This window comes from Anaeropeptidivorans aminofermentans (genome assembly GCF_940670685.1).
Taxonomy (GTDB): Bacteria; Bacillota; Clostridia; order Lachnospirales; family UBA5962; genus Anaeropeptidivorans; species Anaeropeptidivorans aminofermentans.
On record NZ_OW711693.1, the window covers coordinates 1,556,922 to 1,573,259 of the forward strand.

Here is a 16,338-nt window from a genome sequence, read left to right on the forward strand (position 1 = left end):
GAAGGAGACACTAAAATGGAAAACAAATACGCTGATATTTTTATCAATGCCTGGCATACGGTATTGGAATCTTTTTCTACAAAACAAATTACACTTGCGGAGATTCATTCTTCTAAAAACCCTGTTGATAATCGTGATATTTTGGTATTTATGGGAATTATCGGCGCTGTAAGCGGACAAGTGGCCATATCGATGGACGTCAATACAGGCAAAATACTTGCATCGGAAATGCTCGGCGGCATGGAGGTTACGGATGCGGATGAACTGGTTACAAGTGCCGTCGGCGAAATATGCAATATGATTATGGGTAACGCCTGCTTGCACATCAGCTCAGCAGAAACCGGTGTGGATATTACACCGCCTACCGTAATTTGCAATGAAACAGCTCCCCAGATACTCATTAGTCCCTCTTATAAAATTTCTTTACACCTTGAGGATTTGGACGAGATCGATTTTAATGTTGAAATTGCGACGGCTTGATTCAAAGCCATCGCCTTTTTTAGGCAATCTTTTGCCAGACGATGGCTTTTGCTGTATTATATAGTAAATTTACTTTTCTTCCGCAGTAAGTAACGGGCTGAAAGAAGGCATAAAATCAAGGAAAAGTAAATTTACAACACTGCTGTTTTACATTTATTTGAGTATCTGCCGAAAAAGATAAAGGACTACTTATTTCCTCCTTTTTCTATAAATAGGCGGTCTGCAAAACAGTTAAGGGCAATTTCTAAGACAGGTAAAATTATTGTTTATTTGCGTCATTTGGAGGCAATCAATATGTACAGCCAGTTAAAGATTTTTGTATGAACTGATAAATCTCTATATAAAAGTATAGGTTGGCACTTGAGAAAAATAGCCCTTGTTTTACTTACGCTATAATACAATTCAGGTCTTTTGTTTTAACAGGAGGCCTTTTATAATTGATTTTTATGCTTGAGTCCTTAAAATAGGATTTATTTTTAAATTTTGATTCAAATAATTTAGTTGTATTCTTTTTAAAAAATAAGAGTTATAGGTATTCGGCAGATAATCTGTTTTTGGTGTAAAATTCTTCTGTAAAATAATGATATAAGCTTCTCTAATAATAAAAGCCCTTTAATTAAAGGGCTTTTATTATTAATATAATATTATTTGAAAATATTGCTGTAATCCGTATTTATTTTTATTATTTTTTCTGTTAAAAGCCTAATATCCGCTTCTTCTTTACTATAGCTTTCCATTAAATAGCCTTTTTGGTTTTCTAAAGCTTTCTTCATTGCAGTAATTTCTGCTGAAAAATCAGTGTCGCCTTTTGCTGTTTTTTCATTTAAGCTTTTAATAACATCATATAAATCCTCATTTGGTTTTTCCACAAGACCTTCTCCAAAAGTGCCTTTTGCATTTTGCCTATATTGGTTGGTAAAGTAGTCGTAGGCTTCTTTTGACCAATCGTAAGCATACCAATTATAATCTATATTGTAGAAATGTTCGTCTAAAGCCGTTTGAGCATCTCCTGATTTTAATAAATCTATGATTTGCTCAATTTCAGTAATATTGTCTTGGGCATTTACATGGGGGGCAATTTTATTTTCTGCCCAGCCCAGCTTCACGAAGCTTTGCTGCATAAATTTAAAAATTTTATATAAATCTTTGTTTAAAGATACGATTTCTAACTTTAATTGTGCGGCTTCTTCGTTTTTAGCATTTGCTGTAAGTGAAACATATTCTTCATTTAAGCGATTGATATTTTTTGTTAAAGAAGAAATTGCTTCTTCTGCCTTTGCAAATTCAGCATAGAGAGATTCGGGCGTATAGCTTTCATCAAATGTAGATTTAATATATTCCATATGACTATTGAAATTAAGCGGTTTTAAAGGCAATTGATCAAATGACATTGCCATATTCAGGAAGAATGCGGAGGAATACTTTGAATATTCTTCATTAAAGCCTAATTTTTTATTATCGGCAGAGCTGTGGTATGCGCCGTCTCTGTAAACAGAATTGCTTTTGTCATGGAAGGAAACAGCCGCTATTACTGGTACACCGTTTTGTGAATATATAAAATCCTCTGTGCCGGTTGTAGGCGGGGTAGAGTTATATATTTCTATTTTGCCGTTTGTAGCAGGTACGGTTGTGATGTATTTATCGGCAAAGTCCTTTAATTCATAATTTGATCTTATGGCTAAAACATTTTCATCTATCAATGGGTAGCAGCCGTCTATGTTAATCATAGCAAAGGCATTTTCGGCCCATTCAGGATGGATATTCATAATTTGGTTATATGCGCCGATGCTCCAGTCATAAGCTGAATCGGTTTTGCCCCATTCTTCAGCACCGTGGGTTACGAAACGTATGGTCTTTTCAGGCATATAGCCGCTTTCATTAATGGCTTTTGCAATAGTAAGTATAGATGCTACACCGGAAGCGTCATCAAAAGCAGAGTGGTAGTAACCGTCATAATGAGCGATAAAATAAATGACTTCATCGGTTTTGCCGGGAATTTCACCCCATACATTTTGTGAAATGGCTGAGCCCTTTGTAATGGTGCTTTTTGCGTTGAAAGTTACTTCTATTTCCTTATTTTCGGATTTTTCTATTAAGTCTTTTAATTTATTGGCATTGTTTTTGCTGATTGCCATAGCTTTTGCATATTCCGGCCCGCAGATATCCTGTGACCCTATAGTATCGTCATCATATTGGGCATAGCTTGCAATATTTACAGCAATTACACCGTAGGCGCCCTTTAAATAAGCTTCATAGGCAGGCCAGTTGATCCACCATTCATTATGTTGGTCGATATCAACTAGAACTAATTTGCCTTTAACATCTAATTTAGCTAAATCGGCTTGGGTGCCTTTATTTGCATATACGAGCTTAAGCTTTTCATCATTGGCATTAATTTCTGTAGCGTATCCGCCTAAGTGAATTATTTCTTCGCCGTTTTCACCGGCGATTTTTATATTTGCGCCGTTAAAAGTCCAGCCGTCAGCTTTAAATTCATCTATAGTAATGTTTTTAAGTCCGACTTCTTCCATTTTTGAATATATGTAATTTGCCGTTTCTTTTTCGGCCTTTGAACCGGAGCTTCTGTTGCCTGTTGCAGGGTCGTCGCCGAAATCACTTATGGTAAACATAACATCTTTCGTAAATGCAGTATCAATTAAATCACCTGTTTTGATTTTACCGGTTTCTATGTTCTTAACTGTATCCTTAATCTCCTCGGTATTCTCGGTTTTTTCGATTTCAGCGGCGATAGAGGTTTCGGTAATCTCTTTATCTGGAAGAATTAAGGTTTGTCCTGTATAGATTAAACGAGGGTTTTTGATATTATTTGTTTTAACAACCTCATCAATATTAAAATTATATTGTTTGGAAAGTCTCCACAAATTATCTCCCTTCTTTACAGTATACTCCATACCTTGAACAGGTACGCTTATTGCAAAGGACAATATTAAAGCTAAAAACATTTTTCTTTTCATTGTTCCACTCCCGATTTAATATTTTATTATTCTGTAATCCAAATACAATAACGACTACATTATAAAAATTATATTATTGAAAGCAAAAAAACACAATAAAAATATTTACAGTAAATTTAATTGGCAATCTTTGTTTGACGATGGTTTTCCTATGGCTTAAAAGTAAAATTGCAATAGTTCAAATCTTCATGAATGATTTGCTTTATTTTTTCGTGAAGCTCCGGAAGGGAGTGGATTCTCCTTCCGCTGCAATATTTGGCGTAATTATTGCATATAAGGCATTTTCTTTCTGCTGCATTTACATCTTTTCTGCTTACGGCAGTAATATTTTCTTTATCTAATGTATAAACATCGGCGTCATATAAAGGGCCTAAGGGATTATTTTCAAGCTGAATAAAAGCTTTTTTTACCGCGAAGGAATCATTTTTATAGATAATATAAATTTCCGGCCCTGTTTTTAAATTTTCTTCTTCTGAGAAAATTCGATTTAAATGGTATGCCTTTTCTGTTTCTTCAATTTGATTTAACCCATATTTAAATAAATGATATATCCTATCATTATTTTTTACGGCACCGGGGATATTCAACTTAAATGCAACCACAGTATTTTGATATTGATTGAGTAGCGAATTTATTTTAAAAACCCTTTCTTCACGGTGATTTAAAACTTCCTCTAAAGTAGGAATATCACCGTAATGAAACATATTATTGATATTCATCTAATGACCTCCCAAGAGCTTCCCCGCTTCGGAAATAATAAATTCAAAGGTTGGGGGAGGGACAAGCTTTTTGATTGCTTCATAATCATTTTCTATCATTAAAGCCCTTACCCTTGAAGCGGAAATAATTTCTTTATCCGCTTCCAATCGAGAAATAATTTTCAAATCTATTTCAGGACAGAATACCTCCGCCATGGTTTTATTATAAATATCTGTTGCTACGGAAAGGGGCTCTTCTCCAACGAATCGGGTTTTAATGTTTAATGCTTCTGCAATATAATTTTTAAAAATAACAGCGTCCAGCTTAGCATGAATTTTAGTTATATCTGCATCATTTTTAAGAAAATAGGAAGGAAAGGTTTTTGAAGATACCATATAATCTCCGGTTTCATGTATTTTTATGTTTTTAAACTTGGCTGTACCTTTTTTTACAAGGTCAAGCCTTATATCCTTTGGAAAGAGAGACAAATCTTCCGAAAGCACAAATAAATGGAGAAAATCACATTCCCTTAAGGCCTGTTGGATTAAATACTGATGCCCTAAAGTAAAAGGGTTGGCATTCATCACAATAGCGGCTGTATTTTTATTTTTTACAGAATTATTTCTTAAAGAATCAATAAAGCTTTTAAAGCCATCGGCGTTTCTTTCTAAAAAGATTAAATCGGAATCCACTCTTGCGATTTCAGTAAAGCCTAAATTGATAAAGGAACCCAGGCTTTCAAGCTTCGTATAAACAAATGAATTGCCGTAGCCTAAAGCGTAGATTTCATTTAATAAATGGGTTAAAATTTTGTTTATAATATCGCCGCCTTTATATTCCTCTTTTACGGCAACGCATTTAATAATATTATTAAATAAAGAGCCCGTACCGACTAATTTATCTGAATCATAAATGCCTATGGTATAATTGACGGCATTATCTTTTTTTATGCCTTGGGATATTAAAAATTCTTCCCACAGTTGTTTTTGATTAATGCTTTTCTCTATCCAAAGTCTTTTAATGGTGTAATACATGTTTTTCCCCTTTGAAATTTCTGCTTACCTGTTATAATTATAATGAGTATTGAATAAAAATATTTTTCAGTATTTACTTTATTATAGTATGGGTTGGTTTCTGATGCAATTCAATAAAGAACCTCAGGAGAACAGATGGAAAATTTAATTCATTATTATGCAAGTTCAAGTGTAAGCGCCATTATAGAAGAAGCAGAATTATCCCCGAAACCGGGGCTTGTAGATCGATACGATCAAGGTGCCCATAAGGATATGGATATAAACCTAATGATAAAATCAGCCAATGCTTTATTAAGCGGCTTTTATTCTTATTTAGAAACGGGGCTTAATCATATAGGAACATTAGCGGATTTATTTTCAGCCGTTAGAAAAATAGGGCTCGAAGCCGAAAAGGATATGTTTAAGGCAACCAATGGAATCAATACCCATAAGGGTGCGAATTTTTCCTTTGGGCTTATCCTTAGCGCGCTGGGCTATTATCTGCAGAATACAGGTTTAAAAAGCAATTTAACCACTAACGATATAAATAATATTTTTAAAATCGTAAAGCAAATGGCTGAAAACCTTGTAGAAATCGATTTTAAAAATATTAGGAATAAAACAAATTTAACAAACGGTGAAAAATTATATCTTCAATATAACCACGGCGGAATCAGGAAAGAAGCAGAAGAAGGCTATAAAATAATAACAGAAACTGCGCTGCCGGAGCTTATGAGGCTGAATCATAAAAATATTGATAACAGCCGAAAATATTTGCATATATTATTCTTGATCATATCTGTCTGCGATGATACAAATATTTTAACAAGAGGCGGCCTTAATGCTCTTCGATATGTGAAAGAAACCGGAAAATACCTTTTTGAAAACAATATTGTTTTTAAAGATAATTATATCAATATCATTGAAGAAACAAATAAAGATTTTATAAAAAGAAATCTAAGCTCCGGAGGGAGCGCAGATTTACTCAGCATCGTAATTTTCTTGGATAAAGTAATGCACATATGACAATTAAAATCTCTATAAATGTATATAGGGTGTGTTCCCACGAATCTAAGCAAGCATCTAAAAAGGCGCTATTACGCCATACTATGTCAGCGTTTCCTAGGGATTGTTTATAAAATCAAAACTCTAGTCTATTTTGCCTAAAAATACGACTTCTTCGTCAAAAATCCTCAAGATAGCGCTGCTATCTCTGCGGTTTTTTCCTCGAATTCGCTTTTTTAGGCAAAACATTCGTCGGTTTTTCTATTTATAAACAAGGCCTAGCAGGCTCCTTCCAATATGCGTCGTCAACAGGATACAAACGCATGAAGCGTTTGTATTTGTTTGGCTAAATACCGCCCATTTTATCTGCATATTTATATAGTGGCACGCCCTAGTAAATTTAAAATTAAACAGCAGCAAAACCATATATTATCATAGGTTTAAAATGTACCGTTTCCGAAGGAAATTTATGTTTTGGGCCTGTAGTGAACGAGTTTTGGTTACTTCTTTTGAAAAATTTACTATAACAAATGCTCTGCTGATTTCTAACAGGCAAGAAAAAAATACTCCCTTCGGGCTTGAATTATAATTTTTAATTCTTGCCTTTAGGAAGTTTCTTATAAATCTATTAAATTAAAAAATCTTTGATATCTTTTTCAAAATTTTCCGTATCGTCACTATAGGCTTTAATAATTAATTCCTTTGATATATCAAGGCTGAAGATGCCCATGATGCTTTTTGCATCAATAACATATCTGTTTGAGCAAATATCGATTTCAAAAGGGTAGGCTGAAGTAATATTTACAAAGCTTTTTACTTTTTCAACGGTATCTAGTTTAATTTTAAATTCTTTCATAATTACCCCCTTAATATACTGTGCGCTGAAAATTGTAACATGGTTATTCATCAAAAACGATATTTTTTTCTGTTTCTGTATCGAAAATGTGCATTTTTGTACAATCCAAAGCTACCTGTAATTTTTCCCCTTGCTTTGGAACATATCTTGCCGGTACTTTTGAAATAAAATTATTTCCTTCCGTATTTAAATATAAATAAAGCTCGGAACCCATAAGCTCAACTAAATCTAAATCTGCTTCAAAAACGCCTACGGATTTTTGCTCCATATATACAGGCTCTATATGTAAATCTTCCGGCCTTATGCCTAAGATTACTTCTTTGCCGAGGAAAGGGGCTATTTTTTCTTTTTCTATTCTGCTTTCAAGAACAGGGAATTTTGCATTGCAGGAGGATACAAAATAATCGTCCTTTTCTTTTTCAACTTTTGCTTTTAAAAAGTTCATTGGAGGTGTACCGATAAAACCTGCAACAAATAAATTGCAAGGCTTATTATATAAGTTTTGGGGGGTATTCACCTGTTGAATAAAGCCGTCCTTCATTACAACAATTCTATCGCCCATGGTCATAGCTTCTATTTGGTCGTGGGTAACATAAATAAAGGTCGTCTCAAGCTTTTTATGAAGCTTTGATATTTCCGAACGCATGGTGGTACGAAGCTTTGCATCTAAGTTTGAAAGGGGCTCATCAAGTAAAAATACCGCCGGATTTCGAACCATGGCACGGCCCAAGGCAACTCTCTGTCTTTGACCGCCGGATAATGCTTTTGGCTTTCTGTTTAAATATTCTTCAAGGTGAAGGATTTTCGCCGCTTCCTTTATTTTTTCATCAATTTGAGCCTTTGGAACCTTTTTAAGCTTCAAGCCGAAGGCCATATTTTCATATACACTCATATGGGGATAAAGGGCATAGTTTTGAAAAACCATTGCAATATCCCTATCTTTTGGCGCAACATCATTTACTAATTTGTCACCGATATAGAGTTCACCTTCTGTAATTTCTTCAAGCCCTGCAATCATTCTTAAAGTAGTTGATTTACCGCAGCCAGAGGGACCTACAAACACAATAAACTCTTTATCATGAATTTCCAAATTAAAATCATGTACAGCAGTAACGTCGCCGGGATAGACTTTAAATATATTTTTTAAAGATATAGCTGCCATTTTTACCTCCACAGTTTATGTTATAGTAAATTTCTCATAAAGAAGTAACAAAAGCCTATTCCTCTAAAGACTCAAAAGCACGGGTTTTCCTTAGAAACAGTATGTTTTTGAGCTTGTGTGAATATATGGTTTTGTTACTATTGAACTTTAAATTTTCGATAGTTCCATTATAAAGGTGAAAATAAAGATTTTCACCTTTATAATGGAGGCTCATAAGAGCCGCCATTGGTAAAGTTATTTAAAGATTATTATATTTCTTTTACGGCAAAATTTCCATATAATCCTCTTGCGATAGATAAAGAACCAAAACCGTACATACCGTATTCATAAGCAGTGTCTTCAACTGTTATAATTTCTTTATCATCAATCATACAGGTAAAGGTATTGCCCTTTGCAATGATTTTTACAGTGTATTCTTTATCGGCTTCCCAATTAAAACCGGCGGTTTTTAATGGCGTATAGCCGAAGCTGTTTTTGTAGAAAGTTACAGTGTTGTTTTCGCTGAAGCCAAAGCCGTAGCCTCTCATGGCCCCTTGGGCTCTTACTAAAACAAGGTGGCTGCCGCCGTTTAAAGGCGTTAGATTTGCTGTAAATTCGTAATCCTTGCTGTAATAGTTACCGGCATAAGCAAAAGAAGGCTCGCAGCTCATAAGCTCTATTTTATCTTGAACTTTACTCCATGCACCGTGGTCTACTGCAAAAGGTGTTATGGAACCGAGTTCTTTTCTTTGCTTTGTTACGTCGATGGTATATTGAGATTTTCCTGTGATAGAAAAATCATCTAAATAAATCATACCGAGAGTTTTTGATTTTCCAGGGGAATAGCCTTCTATTACAATACCAACTTCGTCTACCACATCGCCATTGGTGTCCGGTATGGTAAATTCAACATCAATCCAGCTATCTTGAACTAATTTCACATAGCCTTGCAAATGGTCTTTTTTATCGTTTGCTGTACGTACATAAGGTGCGATACCTACGGTTTCCCAGCCGTTCCACTGGTCTAATTTAAGCTTTAATTTTACCGTTTGGCCGGAGTAGACTGTAGGTGAAAATACAGGGCTGTAACGTTCGTCTGAAAACTCATCTCTTCTATAGAAGGGTTTATAATAAACCTTGCATTGATCCCCGCGAACCATTCTGTCTACCAATATTTCTATACAGCCGCTGTTATCTATGCCTTTACCGTCGGCGTGCTGTAATCTGCAGAAAAACGGATCGGAAATCCTAAAATTATGGGTAGAAGTAGGTAAGTTAAAATCAAATTGGATTTCACCGAAGTTTACATATAAATCTTCCGGTGCTTTTTCTCCTGCAAGCTTATAACCAAGGAGTGCAAGCTCTTTCGCATAGGTAGGAATGTCAAGAATATTTAAATAACCGGAAATACCGGATAATACAACGCTGTCATTCATTGGCTTTAAGTAATGCTCCGGTAAACCGTCTATGCCTGTGGCAACACCTAAAATTGTACCTACATTACCGGCATTGCAGTCTGTATCCCAGCCTGCCATGGTTGCGATTTCAATAGTTCTTGAGAAATCGCCTTTACCATAAACCATACTCATAATGCATACGCCGGCATTGGGGATAATATGGCAAACACCGCCGTATTTATCATAGCCCCATTCTTCGTGAAGCATTTCTAAGCATGCTCTCCAGTCATCAGGGTTTTTCTTATAAAAATCAATGACCGCCGTAGAAACCTTATGATATAAAGAATCAGAAGGGATATGTGAAAGCCCTGTGTCAATAATATCATAAATATCAGCCGTATCAAAGGCACGAGAAATACAGGCGCACATGAATTTTGCCCCTAAAATACCTTCACCGTCATGGGATACGCTTGCTGCAATACCGCCGTATTCCGCTGCCAGGGCAGGGTTTGAAGGAAGAACAAGGCCCCATGTATCGATAAAAATTTGACCGCCGATTTGCTCTGCCAAGATAATGCCGTTTTGCTTAATGGAACCGGATTGGGGAGCGGGAATACCCATTTTCAAGTTTAAATAAGCAGTATGCTCTGTGCTTGTACCGTAACCGCCCCACCAGAACATGCCTACGCCTTCTCGTGCATAGTTAAGCCATGCATTGGCAACGTCTTGAGGCTCTAATTTTCTATCTTTAGCATCATCGTAAAGAGCTCTTAAAAAGTAGAACGGGCCGTTTACATCATCGTCTGCTGCAAAGTTTTTAAAATCCTTTACATAATCTGTTATTTCTCCGTAGGTATTACGGATACGCTCATAAGTCCATATAGTAGGTTCAACGGGAGCGCCCAATCGAATACCGATGTTCATACCTAAAAAGCCGGCATAAACTTTTTCTAAATAGCTTTTAACCAATTTGATCTTCTCCTTTATGTTAGGGTAATGTGGGTTTAAGACTAAAAGTCAAATTTTAAAACATAAAAAATATCCTTACTATAATAAACATCTTTTAATGGTTAATAATGAAGGAACACAATGAAGTAATTCCATTTTAAAAACTTATCGGCCAAACCGGTTTTTTAAATATACGAAACCGGTTGCGTTATAAAACGATTATACTTTATTTCTTATAGATGTTGCAATACATTAAATAAACAAAAGAGAAGGTCTATTTTTAGTTATATTTTTCTAAAATAAAGATGAATTCAAGAGAAATGCATAGGAATTAACTTATTTTATACTGAAATTCAATAGTATATACAGGAAATTCCTATCTGCTAAGAAATATTAAGAAACAAAAGAGAAATATATTTTAAATTCTACAAAATAACAGAAAAAGTTTTACGAAACCATGTTGCGTAAATGCCATAATAAATATATAATAGATTTACTAACGTATTTAAAAAATGATTTTACTTATACTGGGATAATTTTTAAACTTGAGTAAAATACCGTATTTCCTTACTTATTTAAAATAAAACAGTATATGCCAAAAGCAAATCTCTGTAGGTTTATATATTTAAAACTTATGTTTTCTCATGGTTTTAGAATTATGATTGATTTAAAAAGGTTTTCAAATAGATAGAATGAATTCAAATGAAAAGGAGGCCTTGTATTGTCGAACTATACTATTTCGGATATTGCAAAAATATGCGGTGTCTCTAAATCTACAGTTTCGAGGGTTATTAATGATAAACCCGACGGGGTAAGCGAAAAAACGAAAAAAAAGATATTAAAAGTGATTGAAGAGCTTAATTATAGACCAAGTTCTCTTGCCAGAAGTGTTGCAACAAGTCATTCGGGGCTTATTGGGCTTATTATACCTGATACTTCAAGTTTGTTTTACCCGGAAATTATACACGGTGTTTCAACTTATCTTTCAAGCCATGGTTATTCAATGATTTTAGGGGATTCTCAATATAATCCGGATATTGAAAAGGAGCTTCTGCTTACCATGGTTGATAAAAGGGTGGATGGGGTTATCCTTTGTTCCGGTGTAAGCAATGAGGAGTTTTTAAAGGAATACCGCTCTTATAATATCCCCCTTGCATCTATCGGAAGAATGTATGATAACTATTTATGTGATTTAAGTATAAGCGGCGATAATGTAAAAGGCGCAAGGCTTGCCACGCAAAAACTTATAGAAACAGGAAATAAAAGAATAGCTTTATTAAGCGGTCATGCAGATGTTGCGGGAACGAAACAAAGAATAGAAGGCTATAAGATTGCCTTAAATGAAGCAGGTATAGAATTTGATGAAAATTTAATTATAAACGGAGAATACACCATAGAATCCGGAACAAAAATGGCTGAAAAGCTGATTGAATCGGAAACTAAATTTACTGCTGTAATCGGCGGAAGCGATTTAATTGCTATTGGTGCAATCAGGGCCATAAAAAAAGCAGGCTTTAAAATACCAAAGGATATTGAAGTAATGGGTTTTGATAACATTTACTTATCGGAAGTTTTTGAACCAAGCCTTTCAACTGTATCAAAGCCGCATCATTATATGGCCATTGAAATATCAAGAAAGTTAATTTCATTAATAAACGGTAAAAATGATATTATTTCTCATTTTGTTGTAGAACCGCAAATTGTAATCAGAGAAACTACGAAAAATCTCCAATGAAATGAAATTTTTTGCTGCCAGGGCGTATTTGAAAACAGATTATGAGATTATATTTTTCAACACGCCCTAAAATAATTTATAAAAGATTTGTATACTACCTATATTATTGCTATTTGATAGGGACCGGTTTTCTGATTTTATTTATACAAAATAACTATAGATAATACATTTTGACAATGTTGTTGTAAGAACTTACAAAAATATTGTCTTATTTATTGCAATTTGTACATTGAAACAATATAAACTTTAGGTTAAACTGAAAACAATTAAGAAACCGGTTTGTTAAAGGTTTTGCGAAATAAAACCTGAAAGGGTTTATTACTCTATATTTTATGAATTTTACTTATTTTATTTCATAAATTATTTAGATAAAAATTATTTGATTACAGGTATTTTGGGGCAGAGAGGAGCTATAAATTGAGAGAGATTGTATCGGCAGTTAAAAAGAAAAAGAAAAAATCCAAACTTAAATCCATATGGGAAAATAAAATGCTGTATTTAATGCTTTTTCCAACGATACTTTATTTTATTATATTTAGAGTGTGGCCAATAATTAATATGCGGCTTGCTTTTTTTGATTATAAATCTAAAGGTCCTTGGGTATATGCAGGTTTAAAGTATTTTGAAATGATATTTAAAACACCGACCTTTATGAATATTTTAAAAAATACGTTGATTATAAGCTTTATGAAATACATTCTGCTTTTTCCGTTTTTTGTTATATTTGCAATTCTTTTAAACGAAATCAGGAGCTCAAAATTCAGGCAAACGGTTCAAGTTGTATCCTACCTTCCGCATTTTCTGTCATGGGTAGTAATTGCAGGAGTTTGGATTGCCGCATTAAAGCTTGATGGCGGTATCGTTAATGAGGTTTTAGGTATATTTAATATTCCCGGCAGGGACTTTATGAAGGATAAAGAATCTATCAGATGGGTTCTATTTTTTTCAGAAGCATGGAGAAGCATAGGTTGGGATTCCATTGTGTTTTTTACTGCCATATTAAATATAGATAAATCGTTATATGAAGCGGCTACCGTAGACGGTGCCAGCAGAATGCATATTATCAGATATATCATACTGCCGGCTTTGGTTGTTCCCATGACTACGGTATTTATATTAAACTTAGGATTTTTTATGACAGCAGGCTTTGACCAGGTGTTTAACTTTACAAATGATGCGGTAAACAGCCGTATTGATATATTGGATACTTATATTTACCGCTTGGGTATTGACGGCGGCCAATATTCCCTTTCCAGTGCCGTAAGTTTGTTAAAGGGAACGGTTGGGATGTTCCTTGTATTTATAACCCATTTAATTTCTAAAAAGCTCACAGGTAAAGGTGTATGGTAAAAACAATTTTTTGTATTGATAACAGTGATTTCATAATGAATCAACTAGAGCGCAGTCTTAATTGGAATTACGATAAGCTAAAGGAGGTAAGGAAGAAATGGAATACAAACCTTCCGCTAAAAGAAAAAAAGCACTTTCAATATCTCAAATTATAATTGCAGCAATTATGATTTTTGTTATGTTTACCATAATAGTACCTTTATTAAATATAGTAGCAAGGTCTTTTTCAGACCCGGAATTAAGTCAGACCATGACAGGGCTTGATATTATACCGAAGGGTTTTAGCTTGGTAAACTATAAAATTATTTTTAGTAATCCGGTTATTATTCCGTCTATACTTACTTCTATTTTTATAACGGTAGTGGGTACAGCGCTGAATATATTGCTTACAATTGTTGCAGCTTACGCTCTCACAAGGCCCAATCTTCCGGGGAAAAGCCTGATTATGGGATTTTTAATTATTATGATGCTTTTTGATCCCGGCTTAGTGCCAGAGTATTTAGTTGTAAAGGAATTAGGGCTTCTTGGGTCAAAATGGTCTGTAATACTTTCCATGGCAGTTAATGTCTATTACTTAATTATCATGATGCGGTATTTTGAAGACGTTCCCACTTCTCTTTATGAAGCGGCTACCATAGATGGGGCAGGGCATTTTAGAACATTATTCAGTGTGGCAGCTCCGTTATGTAAACCGGGTATTGCAACTTTAACCATGTTTTACGGCGTATTAAGATGGAATGAGTATGTTCGTTCCGGCGCTTATATCACAACATTAAAAAACAGCCCGTTACAGGTAGTTTTACGTAAGTTTCTCGTAGAGGGGGATACGACTTCTCTTATCGGGGCTCAAAATCTGCTGAATTACAGTGAACTTGCAAAAATCGATTACACAGCTTTAACTTACGCGACTATTGTAATCGCTGTTACCCCTATTTTAATCTGCTATCCATTTGTGCTTAAGTTTTATACCAAGGGCATTATGGAAGGCGGCGTAAAAGAATAACAATAGATACTTTTAAATAAAAGATTATTTATAGTATCTTTTAAAAATAAACCAATTAAACAAAATTCTAATATGTAGGAGGAAGTTATGAAGAGATTATTAACGCTAGCACTTGGGCTTACATTAATTGTAGGTACCTTATCCGGCTGCAGCAAAACAGAGCCTAATTCAGGGCAAAACGAAGCAAAGCCTGAAACCAAAACCGAAGCACCTGCCGGAGAGGATAAAAAAGAAGAAACACCGGCAGAAAACGATGGCTGGCAAGCTATAGGCACAGCAGATTCTCCCGTACAGGTAAAGATTGTCATTAAAGACGTTTTACCAGATGAAGAAGACGTTTTATTAATGGAAGAAGTAATTGAAAGCAAAATGGCGGCTCACGGACAATATATTGATTTAGTAATAGCTGAACCGCCGGCAGGTTCTTATGCTTCGGCTTTACCTTTGGCTTTTAGAGGCGGAGAAGTAGACGCTGATATTATTTATTTCCAAGGCGGAGATACACCCATTACACAAGAGGGGCTTTTGTTAGACCTTACAGATTATATCAATAATTCCACATATGTTAAATCTATTATGGAACCGGCAGGTACTGCACGTATAGCCAATTATCCATATTTATTATGGCTTGCACCTGCAAGGGTTAGCGTACCTGTAATCCGTAAAGACTGGACAGAAAAATTAACTACTTATGAAACCCTTATGGCAGACCCGACAATTGACAACTACTACAATTTCTTTAAGGAAATTAAAGAAAGCGGCTTAGCAACTTATGCGCTTACAGCAGACGGCGGTTTCAGCAGATGGGATTCCGTATTTAATCAGGCCTTTGGCGTAACGGCTACAATCGTGCAGGATGAAAACGGAAAATATGTATTTTCTAAATCTACCGATGCCGAGAAAAATAAATTGGCCTGGTATGCTAAGTTATATGCAGAAGGCTTGATTGACCCGGATTATTTAACAAATTCTTGGGATATTGCAGAACAAAAATTTTATGAAGGCAAAGTTGGTATTTATGTAGGTACAAATGGTGCAACTGTAAAAATATATAATGATAAAATGGTTTCTGTACATGGTAACGAAGCGGAACTTGTAGTTTTACCGCCGGCGAAAGGTGTAGGCTTTGCTTATGCTGCCGTTGATACAACAAAAGAGCCTCGCGGTTTTGGTATCAATGCAGATTCTAAAAATCCGGATGCAGCATTTGCTTTCCTTGACTTTATGGCAAGCCCGGAAGGCCGTATGATTGATAAATTAGGTATTGAAGGCACTCATTATACCGTGGAAAACAATAAAATTGTATTTACAGATAAATTCCCCAACTGGTGGAGCCGTATTTGGGAAACAACTTATGGCTTTGAACCTGAAATGGAATTGGCGCAGCCTTTATACCCGCAGGCAGCAGAAGATTCTTTAACGATGGCTGATGAATACTATGCCGAAGACAGAAACATCCTTACACCGGAAGAATTATTACCGGTTTATGACGGTATGAATACCATTTATTTAGAATATGCTACCGATATTATTACAGGAAACATAGCACCGGAAGCTTTTGATGAATTTAAAACAAAATGGGAAGAAGCAGGAGCGGATATGTTCACCTCCTATTTTGAGGAAGCTTTTAAATAAGCCTGCGAAGCTTAAAAACAAGACATCAAGGGGTGCTTAAAAACCAGAGGATTGTTTTCAGTATATGGTTTTTAAGCACAGATTTAATAAAATACAAAGAC

General features: G+C 35.0%; 12 protein-coding genes. 6 read left to right on the top strand and 6 right to left on the bottom strand.

Annotation, left to right across the window (positions count from 1 at the left end):
- Positions 1 to 15: 15 nt before the first annotated feature.
- On the top strand, positions 16 to 480 hold the full coding sequence (locus tag NBX03_RS06405; protein WP_250229923.1) for a chemotaxis protein CheX: 465 nt from the start codon (positions 16 to 18) through the stop codon (positions 478 to 480).
- A gap of 644 nt (positions 481 to 1,124) precedes the next feature.
- Here NBX03_RS06405 and NBX03_RS06410 read toward each other — a convergent pair.
- From NBX03_RS06410 to citC, 3 genes are all read right to left on the bottom strand, one after another.
- Positions 1,125 to 3,455 (bottom strand): M28 family peptidase, encoded by a 2,331-nt coding sequence (locus NBX03_RS06410; RefSeq protein WP_250229924.1) that lies wholly within the window; start codon positions 3,453 to 3,455, stop codon positions 1,125 to 1,127.
- Positions 3,456 to 3,604: 149 nt separating this feature from the next.
- Positions 3,605 to 4,174, bottom strand: coding sequence for a citrate lyase holo-[acyl-carrier protein] synthase (citX, locus tag NBX03_RS06415; RefSeq protein ID WP_250229925.1), 570 nt, complete (start codon positions 4,172 to 4,174; stop codon positions 3,605 to 3,607).
- Positions 4,175 to 5,188, bottom strand: coding sequence for a [citrate (pro-3S)-lyase] ligase (gene citC / locus NBX03_RS06420; protein ID WP_250229926.1), 1,014 nt, complete (start codon positions 5,186 to 5,188; stop codon positions 4,175 to 4,177).
- A 135-nt stretch (positions 5,189 to 5,323) separates the two neighbouring features.
- On the opposite strand from citC, the gene citG reads away from it, so the two are divergent.
- The gene (gene citG / locus NBX03_RS06425; protein WP_250229927.1) at positions 5,324 to 6,193 is read left to right on the top strand and encodes a triphosphoribosyl-dephospho-CoA synthase CitG; all 870 of its coding nucleotides are present in this window, start codon (positions 5,324 to 5,326) and stop codon (positions 6,191 to 6,193) included.
- 607 nt (positions 6,194 to 6,800) lie between these two features.
- Here citG and NBX03_RS06430 read toward each other — a convergent pair.
- The 3 genes from NBX03_RS06430 to NBX03_RS06440 form a co-directional block, all read right to left on the bottom strand.
- Positions 6,801 to 7,028, bottom strand: coding sequence for an HPr family phosphocarrier protein (locus NBX03_RS06430; protein WP_250229928.1), 228 nt, complete (start codon positions 7,026 to 7,028; stop codon positions 6,801 to 6,803).
- 43 nt (positions 7,029 to 7,071) lie between these two features.
- Complete coding sequence (locus NBX03_RS06435) at positions 7,072 to 8,190, bottom strand: ABC transporter ATP-binding protein (RefSeq protein WP_250229929.1); 1,119 nt, start codon at positions 8,188 to 8,190, stop codon at positions 7,072 to 7,074.
- Between the two features lie 248 nt (positions 8,191 to 8,438).
- Entirely contained in the window at positions 8,439 to 10,535 is a 2,097-nt protein-coding gene (locus NBX03_RS06440) for an ADP-ribosylglycohydrolase family protein (protein WP_250229930.1), read from the bottom strand.
- 700 nt (positions 10,536 to 11,235) lie between these two features.
- Between NBX03_RS06440 and NBX03_RS06445 the strand changes: the two genes are divergently transcribed.
- The 4 genes from NBX03_RS06445 (at position 11,236) to NBX03_RS06460 (ending at position 16,237) form a co-directional block, all read left to right on the top strand.
- On the top strand, positions 11,236 to 12,249 hold the full coding sequence (locus NBX03_RS06445; RefSeq protein ID WP_250229931.1) for a LacI family DNA-binding transcriptional regulator: 1,014 nt from the start codon (positions 11,236 to 11,238) through the stop codon (positions 12,247 to 12,249).
- 417 nt (positions 12,250 to 12,666) lie between these two features.
- Positions 12,667 to 13,599, top strand: coding sequence for an ABC transporter permease (locus NBX03_RS06450; RefSeq protein ID WP_250229932.1), 933 nt, complete (start codon positions 12,667 to 12,669; stop codon positions 13,597 to 13,599).
- Between the two features lie 97 nt (positions 13,600 to 13,696).
- Positions 13,697 to 14,602 carry a carbohydrate ABC transporter permease gene (locus tag NBX03_RS06455; protein ID WP_250229933.1) on the top strand — a complete coding sequence of 302 codons (906 nt, stop codon included), beginning with the start codon at positions 13,697 to 13,699 and terminating at the stop codon, positions 14,600 to 14,602.
- Positions 14,603 to 14,689: 87 nt separating this feature from the next.
- Positions 14,690 to 16,237, top strand: a complete 1,548-nt coding sequence (locus NBX03_RS06460; RefSeq protein WP_250229934.1) for an extracellular solute-binding protein — start codon at positions 14,690 to 14,692, stop codon at positions 16,235 to 16,237.
- Positions 16,238 to 16,338: the final 101 nt, after the last annotated feature.